Source organism: Collinsella aerofaciens (assembly GCF_020181355.1).
Taxonomy (GTDB): Bacteria; Actinomycetota; Coriobacteriia; order Coriobacteriales; family Coriobacteriaceae; genus Collinsella.
The window spans coordinates 287,220-304,619 of sequence record NZ_CP084004.1; the positions used below are offsets into that span (position 1 = coordinate 287,220).

Genomic DNA, 17,400 nt, shown 5'->3' on the forward strand with positions numbered 1-17,400 from the left:
TTTCGTTGAGCGCCGGACGGCGCGGGGCTATGGATGCAGGAATGGGGCGGCTGCGGGTCAGCTAGACCGTCTGAAGCTTCTCGACCTCGTCGAGGTTCTCGGTCAGACGCGCAGCAAACGTCGAAAGCGGATGCGGATGCGTATCGAACTCGTAAGCCGTCTCGGTGGAATGGATCACGGTACCGACGCCGGCATCGGTCAGCAGCTCCAGCAGCAGCGAATGCGGCGTGGTGCCGTTGATGATGTGAGCACGAAATACGCCGCCGGCAAGCGCATCGACGGCCGCGCGCAGTTTGGGAATCATGCCCTTATCGACCTCGCCGCCGTAGAGCATCTCGTTAACCTCGTCGAGCGTTAGGTTGGAGATAAGCGAGTCCTTGTCGCTAAAGTCCTTGTACAGGCCATCGACATCGGTCAAAAAGATCGCCTTATGCGCGTGGAGCGCCGCAGCAACGGCACCGGCGGCGGTATCGGCGTTGATGTTGAAGAAACCGCCGTCCTCCCCCGCCGCGACGGTTGCGATGACGGGGATGTACTCGCTGTCGAGTAAGCGCTCGATATAGTCGGTGTTGACGTGCGTCACTTTGCCCACGCGACCGAGCTCGGGGTCGAGCGGCTCGGCGATGAGCGTGCCGGCATCGCTGCCCGACACGCCCACGGCCAGGTTGCCGTGGTGGTTGATGGCAGCAACCAGCTCCTGGTTGACCTTGCCGCCCAGCACCTCGCGCACGATATCCATAGTCGCCGGCGTGGTCACGCGCTGGCCGTTCTTAAACTCGACGGGAATATCGTAATGGCTCAGCGCCTCGTTGATAGCCTTGCCGCCGCCGTGCACGATGACGGGGCGCATACCGATGATCTTGAGCAAAACGATGTCGCTCATCACGTCGCGGCGCAGCTGCTCATCAACCATGGCGGCTCCGCCATATTTGATAACAACCGTCTTGCCGGTCAGGTTCTTAATCCACGGCAGCGCTTCGAACAGCAGCTGCGCGGTTGCTTCGTTGGATTCGCTCGAACGACAATCGCGTGCGAATTTCATAATCTGCCTCGTCTTTCATATCGTTATCGCGCCGTGCTCCGCTGTCCGCAATCGCGGCAAGATGCGCAGCGTGCCCGGAATCTAGGAACGGTAGTCGCCGTTGATGGAGATGTACTCATGCGTGAGGTCGCAGGTCCACACGGTCGTTGCCGCGTCGCCTGCGCCCAGGTCGGCCGAGATCACGATCTCTGGCGCCTCGAAACGTCGTAGAGCCTCGTCCTCGTCAAAGGGAACAGTCAGACCATCGCGACAGACAGGCATGCCCATCATGTCGATGGAAACGTCTTCCTGATTAAACTTCACGCCGCACTTGCCGAGTGCCATAGCAACGCGACCCCAGTTGCAGTCGTGGCCGGCGATGCAGGTCTTAACGAGCGGCGAGTTGGCAACGGCACGGGCGGCGATATCGGCTTCCTCGTCGTTCACGGCGCCGGTAACGTTGACCGTAACAAGCTTGGATGCGCCCTCACCATCGGCGGCGATATTGCGCGCCAGGCTCTCGCACACCTCGTGCACAGCAAATGCCAACTCGTCAAAGGCATCGGAGCCCTCAACGATAGGCTCGACATCTGCGGCAGCGGCGCCGGAGGCAAGCATGATGCAGGTGTCGTTGGTCGAGGTGTCGGAATCGACCGTTACCTTGTTGAAGGTCTGTTTGACGGTCGAAAGCAGCAGGGCATGAAGTGCCGCAGGCTCGACGGGGGCATCGGTGGTGATAACTGCGATCATGGTGGCCATGTTGGGCATGATCATGCCCGAGCCCTTGCACATTCCGCCTACCGTATAGACATTGCCCGCATGACCCGCAGCCTCACTGACGTAGGACACGGCGTACTCCTTGGAGTGCGTGTCGGTCGTCATGATGGCGCGAGCGGCATCGGCGCCACCGTGAGCGGAGAGCGCCTCGTAGGCAGCAGGAATGGCAGTCTCAAATGTGTCGATGGGCAGAATCTGTCCAATCACGCCTGTGGATGCAACTAGGATCTGCTGGGATTCACAGCCGATGACCTGCGACGCGATGTTGCAGGTCTCGCGCGCGCATGCAAGGCCGGTCTCACCCGTGGCGGCGTTGGCATTGCCAGAGTTGATCGAAACGCCGGCGATGATACCGTAGCCCTTGTCGGCACCGCCCAGGTTGGCACGGCTCACCTGCACGGGCGCCGCGCAAAAGCGATTGGTGGTAAACACGCCGGCACCGGGACAGGGTTTATCGGGCACGACGAACGCGTAATCCAGACGCTCGGGGTTCTTGCGGAACCCAGCGTGGATGCCTGCAGCCTTAAAACCAGCCGCAGCCGTAACGCCACCCTCGACGGCGCGAATCTTGATATCAAACAGCTCGGTATTCATCGTCTTTATGACTCCTTATGTCAAACAAAAAACGGACATCGGTTGGTGCGCCATGCCAGTCGTAATCATGAGACCGGCTTAAGAGTGGCGCCCCACTCGATGCCCGACTACCAAATCGTTAACAATCGAATGTGCTACACCGGGCACGCCACTGTGGGCAAGCCTCGTCGCTCGTCAAAGCCAAAGACGATATTGGCGCACTGGACCGCTTGGCCCGCAGCGCCCTTGCACAGATTGTCGATGGCGCCCGTCGCCACCAGCACGCCCGCGCGCTTGTTGAGCGCGAGGCCAATCTGGGCGGCGTTGGTGCCGACAACCGAAGCCGTCTTGGGCTGCTGGCCGGTATCGAGCACGCGCACAAAGGTGCGACCGGCATAGAACTGCTTGTAATAGTCGACAACGTCCTCAAGAGCCAAGGAGTCGATGGCCTGCGGCGCGAGCGGCATCGTCACCGTGGAGAGCAGACCACGCTTGAGCGGTGCCAGGTGCGGGGTAAAGACGACGCGATCGGTCAGGCCAAGGATTTGCTCAATCTCGGGCGTGTGGCGATGCTTACCCACGCCGTAGGCCTCCAAGTTCTCGTCGGCGCTGCAAAAATGCGTACGAGCGTTGCAGGACTTGCCGGCACCCGTCACACCGCTGATGGCATCGACAATCACGGGACCGTTCTCGGCCACCCAGCCCGCACGCACGGCAGGAGCGGCAGCAAGGCTCGTTGCGGTGGGATAGCAGCCGGCGCAGGCGACCAGCACGGGTTTGCCGTCGGCATGATCGGATGCAGCGGTCTCCAAATCCTGGGAGAACAGCTCGGGCAGACCGAAGGCGCGGGTCTTGAGCAACTCGGGGCTCGTGTGCTCGGCGGCATACCAGGCCTCAAAGGTGGCCGGATCGCTCAGGCGATAGTCGGCCGAGAGGTCAATGCAGGAGACTCCCGCGGCAAGCAGGGCGGGCACCTGAGCCATGGCAGCCGTGTGCGGCACGGCCAAAAATACCGCGTCACAGTTCTTGAGCTCGGGGGCATCATGCGTCGTGAAGACAAGATCGCTTACGCCGGTGAAGCTCGGGTACACCGCAGACAACGGCTGGCCGGCATCGGCGTTGGACGTAATGGCGACAAGTTCAAACTCGGGATGACCGAGCACGAGGCGAATGAGCTCGGCTCCGGCATATCCAGCCGCGCCGACGATTCCAACCTTCAAAGACATATCAGACTCCTTGTCTGCGATTTATGCACCGATGCGCATTTCGCAGCTGTCGTTATGAAGTGGGTTGAAACTTTAGCACCAAAAGATGCATTAACACGTAAATGGTTTACATATTCATGCATTGAAACATTCCCGACACATTCGCTTGAAGGAATTGACAAATGGAGCGGGCCCCGTATTGACCGGCACTCCTTACGGTGCCGGGCAACACGGGACCCGCCCATGCGAAAACTAAGTTGTTAGGATGAGCCAGCTGGCTAGAGCTCGACCGGCACCCATTCGTCGTGATTGCAGATAAAGGCCTCGGGTTCCTCCACGCTAAAGAAGACGAGCGTGGGGTCGTTAGGCCCCTCATAGTGCTCGCTCAAGCGCTCAAGATGTTTCCATCCAGCCTCGCGCATATCGGGAGCGGCCTGGTCATCCAGACCCGCATGCCCGCGCAAGATGAGCCAGCCATGGCCCGGCCACCAACTCGTGGCCTCAAAGCGCTGATTTTGCAGCAGCTCTTGCCACACGTCTTTGGTGCGCGCCGTCACAAACCACAGCTTACCGTCCTGAATCTGTGCAAACGAGAACGGACGTACATGTGGCTGCCCGTCCACGCTCGTCGCCAAGTACCACGCCGGCACCGACGTCAGATACTCCAAAACCGTATTCAATCCGTCCACGTTTCCTCCTGTACTAGCCAGTTTGAGAGCCTGGTTTGTGTGAGCTAGAGCTCCAGGCGCTCCTCGCTGCCGTCGATATCACAGAAGCGGGCGACGATATTGCGGACCGAGAAAAACGCAAGGCGGCCGTCGTTGGCACTATCGTGTTGCTCGCCAATGCCCACCATGTGCTTAAAACCCGCTTGACGCACCTTGTCGCTCGCAGCTGCGTCGTCCTCAAGTGCGGCTTCGCCGGTCAACACGATCCAACATTCCCCCGGCTTCCAGCCCGATACTTCAAACTTGGGATTCGCACTCAGCTCCGCCCACACATCCTTATCGCGCGACGTGCAAAACCACAACTTACCGTCATCGACCATGGCAAACGAAAACGGTCTCACGCGGGGCTGATGTCCGTCGGCCACATCGGTCGTGGCCAGATACCACGCCGGAATGCGCCTGAGATACGAACAGGCGCGCTCAAGCTGAGCCGTGCGGTCGTTGTCGGTCATAGGGACCCCTTTCTTGCGCTCGAATCGCGCCTAAACAAGTTGAAGATTGATGCCGATGACGCAGATGAGCAGCAGCGCCGTCACCACCGCAGCCAACGCATCGCCGCGGCCAAATGCAAGCGCATGCAGACGTGTGCGGCCCTGCTCGCCGTGATAGCAGCGTGCATCCATGGCAGCAGACAGCGTCTCGGCATGACGGAACACGCCGGTGAACAGCGGAATCGCCACACTGCCGAGCATGCGTACGCCACCGAGCGGACCGCCCGTTACGCGTGCACCGCGGCTCGCCTGCGCATCGGCCGTCTGCTTCATCTCGGTGGCGAACTGCGGCATAAAGCGCAACGCGATACCCATAATCATGCCGAGCTCGTGCGCAGGAAGTCCCACACGCGCAAACGGTGCGAGCAGACGCTCAAAGCCCGCGGTGAGGTCGAGCGTCGGCGTAGTGAGCGTAATGGCACTCATGCCGGCCATCATCAACGTCAGGCGGCACGCCATAAAGGCGGCAGAACGCAGTGAGCCCTCGCTTATCTGCAGAAAACCGAGCTGCCACAAGATGCGCCCACTCTGATCGGTAAACAAGTTGAGCACCGCGACCACGACGACGATTGCCAGCAGCGGCGCCATCGATGATAGGACCCGGCGCAACGGCACCCGGGACACGGCATAGATCAGCACGACGAAAATTGCGACAGGGGCCAGTCCGCGGAAGCCACTGACCGTGAGCGTCGTGATCAGAAACACAAAGCCCAAGAGCAACTTGGTTCGCGGGTCCAGGCGGTGGATTGCACTATCGCCGGGATAGTAACTACCAAACGAAAACGCCTCCATCAGCAGCCCTCCTCTCGCGCGACCGTCTTGGATTTAGCAATGTCCGAGACGTTAGAAGAACCGTCTGAGCGACCGATCAGCAAATTTGCCAACTCGTCGGCCAACGACTCAACCGTATAGAGCCCGCCGCGACGCAGCGGCACGCCCGCCTCCGTAAGCGCCAGCGCCATACGCTGGGCGGCGGGAACGCCCAAGCCGATCGACTTGAGCTCATCGGCATGCGCAAACACCTGCACGGGCGTTCCCTCGGCAAACACCGCGCCCTCGTTCATCACAACGATACGGTTACAACAATTTGCCAGGTCATCCATGCTGTGCGAAACCATGACAACGGTCAGGCCCTCGCAATGGAGTCGATCGATGAGCCCTAGGAAATCCCTGCGCGCAGCCGGATCGAGCCCCGCCATGGGTTCATCGAGCACCAGGACCTCGGGCTCCATGGCAAGCACGCCGGCGAATGCCACGCGCCGTTGTTGACCGCCCGAAAGCTCAAAGGGGCTCTTGTCGCCGACCGTGGAAAGGTCGAGGCCCACGCGTGAGAGCGATGACTCGACACGACGGTCGACTTCATCTTGCGGCAAGCCAAGGTTGTGCGGACCAAACGCCACGTCCTGCGCCACGGTTTCGGCAAACAGCTGACGCTCAGGATATTGAAACACCACGCCGACCTTGGCCTTAACCGCGGCGGCGTCTTTCTTGTTTGACAGATCGAGCCCCAGCGCGCAAACGCTTCCCTCCTGGGGACGAATCAAACCGTTGAGATGCTGGACCAGCGTCGACTTACCCGAACCGGTATGACCTGCCAAACCCAGGAACTCGCCGCGACGCACCGTCAGCGATACATCGCGCAGCGCCCACGGGCTGCTGGGGTCGTTTCCCCAGAGAGCCTGTTTGTTCGATGAACCCTCGGCGGCCGAGCGCTTGTGCCAACGGCGACGCTCGCGGGCGCTCAGCGAATAACTGTACGAAACATGGGATAGCTCTATGACGGGCTCCGACGCGTTGCCCTCGTTGTCTACCGGAACAGTGCCGTCAGCGATTTCCAACTGGGATGCGGAAGACTGCCCCGCGGTGCCTGCCCCACTTCGCTCGGCATAAGTCTGCGCAATCTCGGCGACCATATCCGCCTCACGTACCTGCGCGCAAACGGGCACGCCCTTCGCACGAAGCGTCCTACCTAAGCAGCACGACGCCGGCATATCCAGGTTGAGCTGCGCAAGTTCGTCCGCTCGCATCAAGATTTCCTCGGGCGTACCGAGCATGGCAACGCGCCCCGCCCGAAACACCGCGACACGATCGGCCTCGGCGGCCTCTTCCATAAAGTGCGTAATCATCACGATGGTCATGCCGCGATCGTGCAACGCGCGGCAAGCCTTCATGAGGCCCTTGCGCCCACGCGGATCAAGCATCGAGGAAGCCTCATCCAAAATGAGAACGCGCGGCTCCATGGCGAGCACGCCGGCAAGCGCCACGCGCTGCTTTTGGCCACCCGAAAGCGCGTGGGTCTCGTGGCGCTCAAAGCCCACCAGGCCCACACCCTTCAGCGCCTCGCGTACGCGCTGCGCAATTTGCGCCGATGGCACGCCAAGGTTTTCGGGACCGAACGCAACGTCATCTTCGACAAGCGTCGCCACAAGCTGGTCGTCGGGATTCTGGAACACCATGCCAGCAGTCGAGCGGATGTCGTAGACCAGCTCGGGATCGGACGCGTCCATGCCGTTGATGCGTACCGTGCCCGCATCGGGCTGCAACAGTGCATTCAGATGCTTGGCAAACGTCGACTTGCCCGACCCATTGCCACCGAGGATGCAGAAAAACTCGCCGTCCTCGATATTCAGATCGACGCCGTCGAGCGCCGGTGCGGCACCGTCATAACTAAAGGAAACGCCCCGACACTCAATCATGCGCGGCCTTTGACCTGGTCCTTTTTAGGCGTGATGAGGTTGGAGACTGCTTTATACACCGCCAGCGTCAACACCGAGTTAAGCACGGTCTTGATAAGGTTAAACGGCAGTACGGCAGGAATCATGAGCGGGGCGATCACATCGACCGAGCCATACCAGAACCATACGCCAATGGTAAGGTTTGCGACCATAGACAGCGCTGTAGCGGCAATGACGCCGAGCACCAGGCCAATCACGGCACCCTTATAGGTGTGCATCTTCTGGTAAACGATAGCCGCGGGCAGAATGTAACCCAGCGTGGCAACCAGGTTCATAAGCGCGCCGACCCAGTCACCCGTGGTGAGCGCATGGATAACGATTGCCATAGCGGCAACAGCGGTACCGGCGCCGGGACCATACGCAAACCCGCACACCATCGCCGGCACCAGCGACGGGTCATACGTCAAAAACGGCGCCGAAGGAAGGATGGGCAGCTGCACGTACATAAACAGGGCGCCCAAGGCGCACATCAGCGCCATGGTAACGAGCTGTTTGGTGCTCCACCTATTCGTGTTCTCAAAATGGATATGCTGCGACTGTTCAGACATAAGATCACCTGCCTCTTTCATCCGGACTCTAACCGTTGGTACTGGGGTTTCACCAGTTCAGCCGGCATGCGAACCAACACACGCACGGGTCGCGGACTCATCGGCTCGACGCAGGTCCTCGCCTGCGCCACGGCACCCCTTTGGCACCGCCCAATTTACCGCCAGTGGGGAATTCCACCCCGCCCTGAAACAGCAATTGCAAGTGTAGCACGAGCAATCGTTCGCGCAAGTATGCCGAGGGTAATTTGTGGCGGGGATCAGTTGCCGCAACAACCACGTTCCCCACCCATCCCAAAGTAACGTGCCTTTCGCGGCAAAGCCGCGAAACAGCGAAAGGGACACGTACTCCCATCAACCACGACTTTCTCCGCGAGCCGACCTCAAGGCCGTAAACGCAGGGAATCCGGGGGCGGGACGGGGCTTCTCTCCGGAACATTCCGCAGGACGCAAAGAGGCTCCGCAGCGCGAAGCGCGATGCGGAGCCTCTTTGCATGTCCGAGGACGTTCCGGAGAGAAGCCCCGTCCCGCCCCCGGATTCCCGGTGGGAGTTCTAGACCTTGTCGGCCTTAGTACATACCGCCGCCCTGCTGACCAGCGGTGGCAGCAGCGATAGCGTCCTCAAGCTGAGTGTTCTTGGGCACATCGGAGACGGTAGCCTCGGTGATGAGGATCAGGCTGGCGACAGAAGCAGCGTTCTGCAGGGTGACGCGGCTGACCTTGACGGGGTCGAGGACGCCCATCTCGATCATGTCGCCCCACTCGCCGTTGGCAGAGTTGAGACCCTGGCCGGCGGGCAGCTCGGCAACCTTGTCGACCACGACAGCGCCCTCAAAGCCAGCGTTCTTGGCGATGGTAGCGACCGGAGCGGTCAGAGCCTTCTTGACGATGTCGACGCCGATCTTCTCCTCGGGGTCGTCGATCTCGACAGCGTCGAGCGCAGGAGCAGCGTCCATGAAGGCGACGCCACCGCCGGCGACGATGCCCTCCTCGACAGCAGCGCGGGTAGCCTGCAGGGCATCCTCGACGCGGTGCTTGATCTCCTTGAGCTCGGACTCGGTAGCAGCGCCGACCTTGATGACGGCAACGCCGCCGGAGAGCTTGGCCAGGCGCTCCTGGAGCTTCTCGCGGTCGAAGTCAGAGGTGGTGTTCTCCATCTCGCCCTTGATCTGAGCGATACGAGCGTCGATGGCCTCCTTGGAGCCAGCGCCGCCGACGACGACGGTGTTGTCCTTGGAGATGGTGACGGACTTAGCGGTACCGAGCATATCGGCGGTGATGTCGGCGACCTTCACGCCCAGCTCGTCCAGGGCAGCCTGGCCACCGGTGAGGACGGCGATGTCCTCGAGGATGCGCTTACGGCGATCGCCGTAGCCCGGAGCCTTGACGGCGCAGACGTTGAGAGCGCCGCGGATCTTGTTGAGGACCAGGGTAGGCAGAGCCTCGCCGTCGATGTCCTCAGCGATGATGAGCAGGCCGCGGCCAGCGCGCTGGACAGCCTCGAGAACGGGCATGATGTCCTGAACGCTGGAGATCTTCTGGTCGGTGATGAGGATGTACGGATCCTTCATCACGGCCTCCATGCGGTCGTTATCCGTGACGAAGTAAGCGGAGACATAGCCCTTGTCGAACTGCATGCCCTCGACGGTGTCGATGGTGATGTCGAACGTCTGGGAATCCTCGACGGTGATGACGCCGTCCTTGCCCACGACCTCCATGGCCTCGGCGATCTTCTCGCCGACCTCGGGGTCACCGGCGGAGATGGTACCGACGGAAGCGATCTGCTCCTTGGTCTCGACCGGCTTGGCCTGCTTCTTCATCTCGGCGACGGCGGCGTTGACGGCCTTGTCGATGCCGCGACGGATGGCCAGCGGGTTGGCGCCAGCGGCGACGTTGCGCAGACCGTCGTTGACGATGGCCTGAGCGAGCAGGGTTGCGGTGGTGGTGCCGTCACCCACGGTGTCGTTGGTCTTGGTGGCAACCTCCTTCACCAGCTGAGCACCCATGTTCTCGATGTTGTCCTCGAGCTCGATCTCCTTGGCGACAGAAACGCCGTCGTTGGTGATGGTCGGAGCACCGAACGTGCGCTGCAGCGCAACGTAGCGACCCTTGGGGCCCATGGTGACGGTAACGGCGTCGGCCAGAGTGTTGACGCCCTTGGCAAGCTTAGCGCGGGCATCGGTGTTGAACGTAATGTTCTTTGCCATGGTAGGTAATCCTCCAAAAGAAATGTGACTCGCGCCGCCGCTTCCGAGTCCTATGCGGCGGGCGCGTTCAAAGACGAATCAGAGATTCTGACGAGACTAGGCCTCGACGACAGCGTAGATGTCGTCGGCGCGCATCAGCAGATACTTCTCGCCGTCGACCTTGACCTCGTTGCCACCGAACTTACCGTAGATGACAACGTCGCCAACCTTGACGTCCATGGGGATGCGCTCACCCTTGTCGTTGACCTTGCCGGCGCCCACGGCAACGATGGTGCCGCGCTGCGGCTTCTCCTGAGCGTTGCTGGCGATATACAGACCAGAAGCGGTCTTCTGCTCGGCCTCGTCGGGCTTGACCAGAACACGATCTGCAAGCGGCTTCAAAGACGACATGCTTGTCTCCTCCTTTTTGGGCCGCGTGGTTATGCCACGCGAATTAACCCTTTTTGTTTGCGTACGCGTTGAATGGTACCCACGAATGGCGGGTTATACAACACGGAGTCAAAAAATCTTATTTTTTGGCACTTAGATTTTCTGAATGCCGGGGGATAACTTAGCGGTGGCTCCCGTGTGGCTCCGGTGGCGCGCGCAGACGTGGTGTAAGAGCGTCCTGAGGTCCGTCGCTGCAAGTCCCGATATTACTCCTTCTTGAGACCGCGCCTCTCGACTATCTCGTCCACTATCTCCCTGGCGCGCCGCCCGAGCGCGCGGCGCCTCCCCTCTGTCGGGGCCGGCCTGTCCGCGGGCTCGGCGAAGCCCTCGGCGGCCGAGGCCTCGGAGAACACGCGCTGCTGGGACCACTGTCCCTCGGTCTCCATGAGGCTCGCGCACGTCAGGCGCAGCATCGACTCCCTCGAGGGGAAGGACTGCACGACCCTGTAGCGGCGCTTGATCTCGCGGTTGGCGCGCTCCTGGACGTTGTTGGTGCGGAGCTTGGCCCAGTGCGCCCTGGGGAAGGCCGTGAACGCCAGCGCGGAGTCCTCGGCCTGCTCGAAGACCTCGCCGGCCCTGGCGGACACCGACGCCACCCAGGGCGCCGCCTCGGCCCACACGCAGCGCGCGAGGTCGGGGTCGTCCTGGTAGACCGCGGCGTGCACGAGGTCCCTGACGGCCGCCTTGGAGTCCTCGGGCCTGCCCGAGCAGGCGCTCTGGAGGTTGCGCTGCAGGTGCGTCACGCAGCGCTGCCAGGCGCAGCCCTGGAACAGGCGCGAGACGGCGGCCACGAGCCCGGCGTGGCTGTCGGAGACCACGAGGCGAACGCCGGCCAGCCCGCGCTCGCGCAGCCCGCCGAGGAATGCCGCCCAGGAGTCCTCGCTCTCGGTGTCGACCACGTCGCAGCCCAGGAAGTGCTTGCGCCCGTCGGCGCCCAGCCCGATCGCGGTCACGACGCCCTGCGAGACGACCGACGAGCCGACCCTGCAGCTCATGTAGGTGGCGTCGAGCCACAGGTAGCAGCACGGCGTGCCCGACAGGTCGCGGCGGCGGAACTCCGCCACCTCGGCGTCGAGGTCGGAGCAGAGGCTCGAGACCTCCGAGCTCGACAGCGAGGATATGCCCAGCTTGGACGCCACGCGCTCGACCTTGCGGGTGGACACGCCGCATACGTACATCTCCTGCACGATGGCGGCCACCGAGGTGTCGACGCGCGACCATCGCGCGAGCATGCCCTCGGGGTAGTAGGTGCCGTGCCTGAGCTTGGGTATCTCGAGCTCCACGTCGCCCACGGCGGTCTTGAGCGACCTGGGGCGGTAGCCGTTGCGGCTGTTCTCCCTGCCGTCGCTGCGCTCGTTGCGGCTCGCGCCGCACATCTGCTGGGCCTCGGAGTCCATCAGCGCGTTCATCACGCTGCCCAGCACCCTGCACGCGAACTCGCGCGCGTCGCCGCACTCCTGCCAAAGCCTCGCCGCCTCGAGGGCCTCGTCGCGGCCGAGGCGCAGTACACTCTCTTCTTGGGGCATCGCCTTTCCTTCCATTCGTCACCTTCATTACTCCAACGACGAATTCTAGGCGGTGTCCCCTCCCTTTCAAGAAAGGGCGGAGGCGGGGCATGCCCCGCCTCTTACACCACATCTCTGCGCGCTACCGTGGCTCCGGAGGCAGGTTAACTAATTCGGTCCCGGCATTCAGAAAAGTCAGTGCAGCAAAATGGCAATGCAGATGGTGCGAACAAGAAAGGGGCACGTTGTTGAGACGCGCTCTTTTAAGTTGCGGTGGAATAGTTCCTGTTTTTGGGCTTGAAGGCCGATTTTAGGGACTATTTCACCGCAACTGAGGGGTGAGATGTGGGGTTAACGCTCGTAGATGAGGTTGCCTGCCAGGTAGGTCGCCTGAACCTTGGTGGCCTGGAGCTCTTGGGGGTCGATGGTGAGCGGGTTTTGGTCCAGGACTACCAGGTCGGCGTACTTGCCGGGCTCCAAGCTGCCGAGGTTTTGCTCGTCGCCCGCTGCATAGGCGCTGCCCAGGGTGTAGTTGCGCAGGGCTGTTGCTGCATCGATGCGCTCGCTCGGTAACCAGCCGCCCTCGGGCCAGTGGCTTTTGGGGTCCTGGCGCGTGATAGCCGTGTAGAGCACGTTCATGCTTGTAACAGCTGTGATGGGGCTATCGGTGCCGAAGGCTTGTCGAATGCCGCGCTGCTTATAGGTCGCAAACGGCCACATGATGCGGCTGCGCTCCAGGCCCAGGTCGCGCTCGGGGCCGCCCGGGTCGAGTGTAATGTGGCAAGGCTGGCTCGAAGCAACCACGTTAAGCTTGCGCAGGCGGTCGATGTCCTCGGGCAAGAGGTTCTCCAGGTGCTCGAGCGTGTTATGGCCGTGCTGGGGCAGGCCGTACAGGTCGGCGGCCTCCTCGAAGATATCCAGCGCGGCATGAATCGCACCGTCGCCGATGACGTGGATGCGCACGGTGTGGCCGCGCTCCGCGGCAGCGAGGACCAGCTTGCGCATACGCTCGGCAGGAACCGTCAGACGGCCCTGGTCGCCCGGGAAGCGCGGATTGGTATAGGGCTCGGTGAGATATGCCGTGTGTTCGCTCGACACGCCGTCGAAGAACTGCTTAAAGCCTGGCGCCGAGAGCAGCACGTTGTTCGCGTAGCGGGTCTGCAGCTCTTCCAAGCGCGACTGGTCATCCAACAGCGTGGGGAACAGATGGGCTCGGATGCCCAACTTGCCGGCTGCCTGCAGTTTGTCGTAGACGTCGTCGCGGATAAAATCGCAGCCCGGCATGGGCATGAGCGACATATCGCATATCGAGGTGATGCCCTGCTCGGCCATACGCCTCATTTGATCGGCGTAAGCGCTTGCGATGCGATCTTCGCCCAGCCACTCAAGGCAGCGCGGCAGCAGCTGCATGGCAGCCGCCTCGTGAGCAATACCCGTGAGCTCGCCGTTTGCATCCTTGTCGTAGCTACCGCCCGCTGGTGGCTCGCTGTCGCGTGTGACGCCGAGCGCCTCGAGTGCGCGGCTGTTGAGCCACAGCGTGTGCCCGTCGCCCGAATACATAACACAGGGACGATCGGGGAATGCCACATCGAGCGACGCCTTGGTAGGATGCTCGGGCGGGTCCCAACGGTAGTCGCGCCAGCCCTGCGTCACAACCCAAGCGTCGTCGGGCAGGTCCCGGGAAAACTCGAGCGCATGTTGCACCAGCGCCGCCTCGGACGTGCCCATATCCATGAGCATGTACGGCGAGGAACCGACCGAGGTATGGAAGAAGTGCAGATGAGCGTCATGGAAACCGGGGCAGACAAACTGCTCGCCGTAGTCGATAACCGACGTAGCGGCAGGAGCGGCGGCGATCACGTCATCGGGCGCACCGACTGCGACGATACGGTCGCCTGCGATGGCAATCGCCAGCTCGCGGGTGGTATCGATGCCGTCTTGCGCGGTAAAGACGTTCTTGGAGCGGATAATCCGATCGATATGTTGCATGGGCATCCCCATCTCTGGCAGGAAATTCAACACCCCCGAGTGTACTCCCCCGCCCTTGTAACAAAACCCCAAGCGGCAAACGGCAACTTTACCAGCCCTAGCGGCAGGTGGCATACTGGAGAGAGCCTGTACGATTTTGCGATCAACCCAGCAAGGAGCAAATCGACCATGACGAAGACCAAGGCACAGCAGATTATGGCGGCGACCGAGGCTCGCGCGGCTGACGACGTCACCGCGGCCATCCAAGATATCGCTACCGAGTTTGAACCATATATCATCAAGCAGCGCCGGCACTTCCATAAGCACCCGGAGCTGAGCCTCGCCGAGGAGCGCACGACCTCCGACATCGCCAACCAGCTCGACGCCATGAATATCCCCTACGAGCGTCCCCTTAAGACGGGCCTGGTGGCAACGCTTCGCGGCACCGCGCCCGACGCCTATCGCGAGGACGGCACGCCACGCCGCCGCATCCTGCTGCGCGCCGATATCGACGCCCTGCCCGTTACCGAGCAGACTGGCGAGGAGTTCGCCAGCGTCAACGAGGGCTGTATGCACGCCTGCGGCCACGACTGCCATATCGCCATGATGCTCGGCACGCTGCAAATCCTGCGCCATATGACCGACGACATCCACGGCGAGGTCCGCATCGTCTTCCAGCCCAGCGAGGAAAACGGCCAGGGCGCCAAGCTCATGATCGGCACGGGTGTGCTCGACGGCGTCGATGGCGCCTATGCCGCGCACATCTGGAGCGAGGTCGACGCCGGCACCGTGAGCTGCGAGCCCGGACCGCGCATGGCCAATACCGACTGGTTCCGTATCGACGTACGCGGCACCTCGTGCCACGGCGCCATGCCCCAGCGCGGTCACGACGCCGTTATGGTGGCCGCAGAGATCGTCAACGCCCTGCAGACCATCGTCTCGCGCGAGATTAGCCCCTACGAACCCGCCGTCATCACCGTCGGCGAGCTGCACGGCGGCACCGCACGCAACGTTATCGCCGGCACGGCCTACCTCGCCGGCACGGTGCGCACCTACGGCGATTCGACCCACGAGGAAATGCCGGAGCTCATGCGCCGCATCGTGGAGCATACCGCGGCCGCCTTGGGCGCCGAGGCAGAGCTCACCGACTACACCATCGCCAACTACAAGGTCGAAAACGACGCGGCCTCGAGCGAGCGCTGCCGTCAGGCTGTAATCAAGTGCTTGGGCCCCGCCGGCCAAGGCCATTATCGCGGCACGCTTTCGGGCGAGGATTTTTCGGAGTACCTGCGTCGCGTACCGGGCGTGCTCGCCTTTGTAGGTACGCGCAACCCCAAGATTGGCGCCACGTACGCCCAACATTCCTGCTTCTACAAGATCGACGAGACCGTGCTGGCAAAGGGCTCCATGGTGGCCGCCCAGTATGCTATCGACTTTTTGGCCGAGCCCACGCAAGAGGAGCTCGACGGCCCCGCGATTACCGCGGTCGCCGAAACCAACCCCGATCTGGCCGCCAAGTTGCGCTCTGCCAAGGCGACGACCGCCGAGGCTCGCGACGCCATCCATGATGCCCGAACGGCTCGCCATGCCGCGATCAAGGGCATCCACGACGCACGCGCTGCTGCACGCCGCGAGGAGAAGCACGACGAGTAGTCGATTCGCTGGCATCTCGCAGTCATAGCCACATCGCGATGTCAAAGCGGGGGCGGACGTTTCGACACGTCCGCCCCCGCTCATTCTTCAAGCGCTATTTCTACTATTTCTACCCCGTCCCCAAATGGCAGACGGCATGGCTACTCGTCCTGAGGTTCCTCGTCGGAGCTTGGCTCGGACGCCGACTCAGGTGCAGGTGCCGGCTCAGGCTCAGGCTCAGGCGCAGGCTCGGGCTCAGATGCCGTCTCAGACTCGGGCGCCGGCTCAGGCTCGGTCGCGGGAGCGGGTGCAGGTGCCGGCTCAGGCTTGGGCTCGGACTCAGGTGCGGGCTCGGCATCCGGAGCGCTGTAACCCGAGGGAGCGGACTTCTTCTCGAAGGGCAATACAAAAGTCAGGACGTCGTCCTTGTCCTCGTCGGCCCACTCGCTTGCATAACGTGCAACCCAATAGCCAACGGCACGGTGCTTGAGCATCTTGCCAAAGACCGTAAGAAATACGGTGACGAAAGCGACCAGCACCAAGAACAGCGCGAGCGTGACGCCACCGCCGGTAACAATTGCCTCAATACCCGTAGGACGATAGTAGTAGCTATACATACCGACAGAGGCAATGGCGCCAAAGACGACCGTCAAGATCCATGTGACAACGTTGGCGACCAGGCCCGTCAAAAACTCGGGAAGGAACGAAGCACAGAACAGCTTGGTCTTGTTGTGCTTAAACGCCGCCCAGACCTTATCGAGCGAAAACGCGCTCTCGACACGCCCGGTCACCGCAAAGTGCATCACGGCGATGTCGGCGAACATCTTAAAGAAGACACCCAGAATCGCCGAGGCAATTAGCGCCAGGACAAGCAGGCCAAGCGAACCGAACAGCGCAGCCTCGAGCGCATAAGAACCGTAATAAGAATACGAGCCCGCAGCGCCAATTACCACGCCCTCCACCAGCGAAAGCACTACACCGATAACGGGAATGGCAGCGATAACCTCGAGCACGACCGAAATAACGCTCGAAAAGACTCCGAGACCAAACGACGTGGAACGCATCAGCGGACGATCCATGCCGTCATCGATCTTAAGCGACAGATCGCGACCCCACTCGATGCCAAAGCCGGAACCGCACACGCTCGCAATGCAAGCTGCCAAAAAGCCGATGGCAGCTGCAATGCCGCCAATAACGGGAATAAACAACACGAGCACCGACACAACGCAAATCAGCGCCGGCAAAAACGCGATTTGGCATACACGCTGAAGCACGCCCGGAGTCTTAGTCATATCTTGGAACGCCTGAGCCACACAGCCCTTTGGCGCATTCGCCACGGGCGGTTGCGGAACAAACTGCTGGGGCTGAGGCTGTCCCTGGGGAGCGGGGCCAGCGGCACCGGCATTAGGAGCACCACACACGCCGCAGAACTTGTCGTTATCGCCCATGGGGGCGCCACACTGCGAGCAGAACATCGAAATCATCCCTTCGTATCTTGAGCGAATCACTTGGATCGCAAACGTTGTCTTTAGCATCATTATTGCCCAATGTGGGGTCAAATACTCAAAGATGACCGATTTGCAA

At 61.8% G+C, this 17,400-nt stretch carries 14 protein-coding genes and 1 riboswitch; of the genes, 1 reads left to right on the top strand and 13 read right to left on the bottom strand.

What is annotated here, in order from left to right; all coding sequences use genetic code 11:
- Positions 1–61: 61 nt before the first annotated feature.
- The 12 genes from argB to LCQ44_RS01335 all read right to left on the bottom strand — a co-directional run bounded on the left by argB (position 62) and on the right by LCQ44_RS01335 (position 14,211).
- Positions 62–1,042: an acetylglutamate kinase gene (argB, locus tag LCQ44_RS01280; protein WP_117583122.1), complete on the bottom strand. Its 981-nt coding sequence runs from the start codon at positions 1,040–1,042 to the stop codon at positions 62–64.
- Between the two features lie 81 nt (positions 1,043–1,123).
- On the bottom strand, positions 1,124–2,392 hold the full coding sequence (gene argJ, locus LCQ44_RS01285) for a bifunctional glutamate N-acetyltransferase/amino-acid acetyltransferase ArgJ (protein ID WP_225093856.1): 1,269 nt from the start codon (positions 2,390–2,392) through the stop codon (positions 1,124–1,126).
- Positions 2,393–2,526: 134 nt separating this feature from the next.
- A complete protein-coding gene (gene argC, locus LCQ44_RS01290; RefSeq protein ID WP_225093857.1) occupies positions 2,527–3,597 on the bottom strand; it encodes an N-acetyl-gamma-glutamyl-phosphate reductase in 1,071 nt (356 codons plus the stop codon).
- 257 nt (positions 3,598–3,854) lie between these two features.
- Positions 3,855–4,265: a pyridoxamine 5'-phosphate oxidase family protein gene (locus tag LCQ44_RS01295; protein WP_195232439.1), complete on the bottom strand. Its 411-nt coding sequence runs from the start codon at positions 4,263–4,265 to the stop codon at positions 3,855–3,857.
- Between the two features lie 44 nt (positions 4,266–4,309).
- Complete coding sequence (locus LCQ44_RS01300; RefSeq protein WP_195232441.1) at positions 4,310–4,756, bottom strand: pyridoxamine 5'-phosphate oxidase family protein; 447 nt, start codon at positions 4,754–4,756, stop codon at positions 4,310–4,312.
- A gap of 30 nt (positions 4,757–4,786) precedes the next feature.
- Positions 4,787–5,587 carry an energy-coupling factor transporter transmembrane component T family protein gene (locus tag LCQ44_RS01305; RefSeq protein ID WP_195232443.1) on the bottom strand — a complete coding sequence of 267 codons (801 nt, stop codon included), beginning with the start codon at positions 5,585–5,587 and terminating at the stop codon, positions 4,787–4,789.
- Positions 5,587–7,491, bottom strand: a complete 1,905-nt coding sequence (locus tag LCQ44_RS01310) for an energy-coupling factor transporter ATPase (protein ID WP_225093858.1) — start codon at positions 7,489–7,491, stop codon at positions 5,587–5,589. The genes LCQ44_RS01305 and LCQ44_RS01310 overlap by 1 nt, the downstream gene beginning before the upstream one ends.
- A complete protein-coding gene (locus LCQ44_RS01315) occupies positions 7,488–8,078 on the bottom strand; it encodes an ECF transporter S component (protein ID WP_055252299.1) in 591 nt (196 codons plus the stop codon). The genes LCQ44_RS01310 and LCQ44_RS01315 overlap by 4 nt, the downstream gene beginning before the upstream one ends.
- Positions 8,079–8,083: 5 nt before the next feature.
- Positions 8,084–8,274: riboswitch (FMN riboswitch) on the bottom strand.
- A 370-nt stretch (positions 8,275–8,644) separates the two neighbouring features.
- Positions 8,645–10,282, bottom strand: coding sequence for a chaperonin GroEL (groL, locus tag LCQ44_RS01320; RefSeq protein ID WP_006234938.1), 1,638 nt, complete (start codon positions 10,280–10,282; stop codon positions 8,645–8,647).
- Between the two features lie 96 nt (positions 10,283–10,378).
- Positions 10,379–10,672 (bottom strand): co-chaperone GroES, encoded by a 294-nt coding sequence (gene groES / locus LCQ44_RS01325; protein WP_022094351.1) that lies wholly within the window; start codon positions 10,670–10,672, stop codon positions 10,379–10,381.
- A 245-nt stretch (positions 10,673–10,917) separates the two neighbouring features.
- On the bottom strand, positions 10,918–12,252 hold the full coding sequence (locus tag LCQ44_RS01330; RefSeq protein WP_089573697.1) for an IS256 family transposase: 1,335 nt from the start codon (positions 12,250–12,252) through the stop codon (positions 10,918–10,920).
- Positions 12,253–12,567: 315 nt separating this feature from the next.
- Positions 12,568–14,211 carry an amidohydrolase gene (locus LCQ44_RS01335; RefSeq protein ID WP_225093859.1) on the bottom strand — a complete coding sequence of 548 codons (1,644 nt, stop codon included), beginning with the start codon at positions 14,209–14,211 and terminating at the stop codon, positions 12,568–12,570.
- 162 nt (positions 14,212–14,373) lie between these two features.
- On the opposite strand from LCQ44_RS01335, the gene LCQ44_RS01340 reads away from it, so the two are divergent.
- On the top strand, positions 14,374–15,837 hold the full coding sequence (locus LCQ44_RS01340) for a M20 family metallopeptidase (protein WP_055286783.1): 1,464 nt from the start codon (positions 14,374–14,376) through the stop codon (positions 15,835–15,837).
- A gap of 140 nt (positions 15,838–15,977) precedes the next feature.
- On the opposite strand, the gene LCQ44_RS01345 is transcribed toward LCQ44_RS01340, so the two are convergent.
- Complete coding sequence (locus tag LCQ44_RS01345) at positions 15,978–17,291, bottom strand: zinc-ribbon domain-containing protein (protein WP_225093860.1); 1,314 nt, start codon at positions 17,289–17,291, stop codon at positions 15,978–15,980.
- Positions 17,292–17,400: the final 109 nt, after the last annotated feature.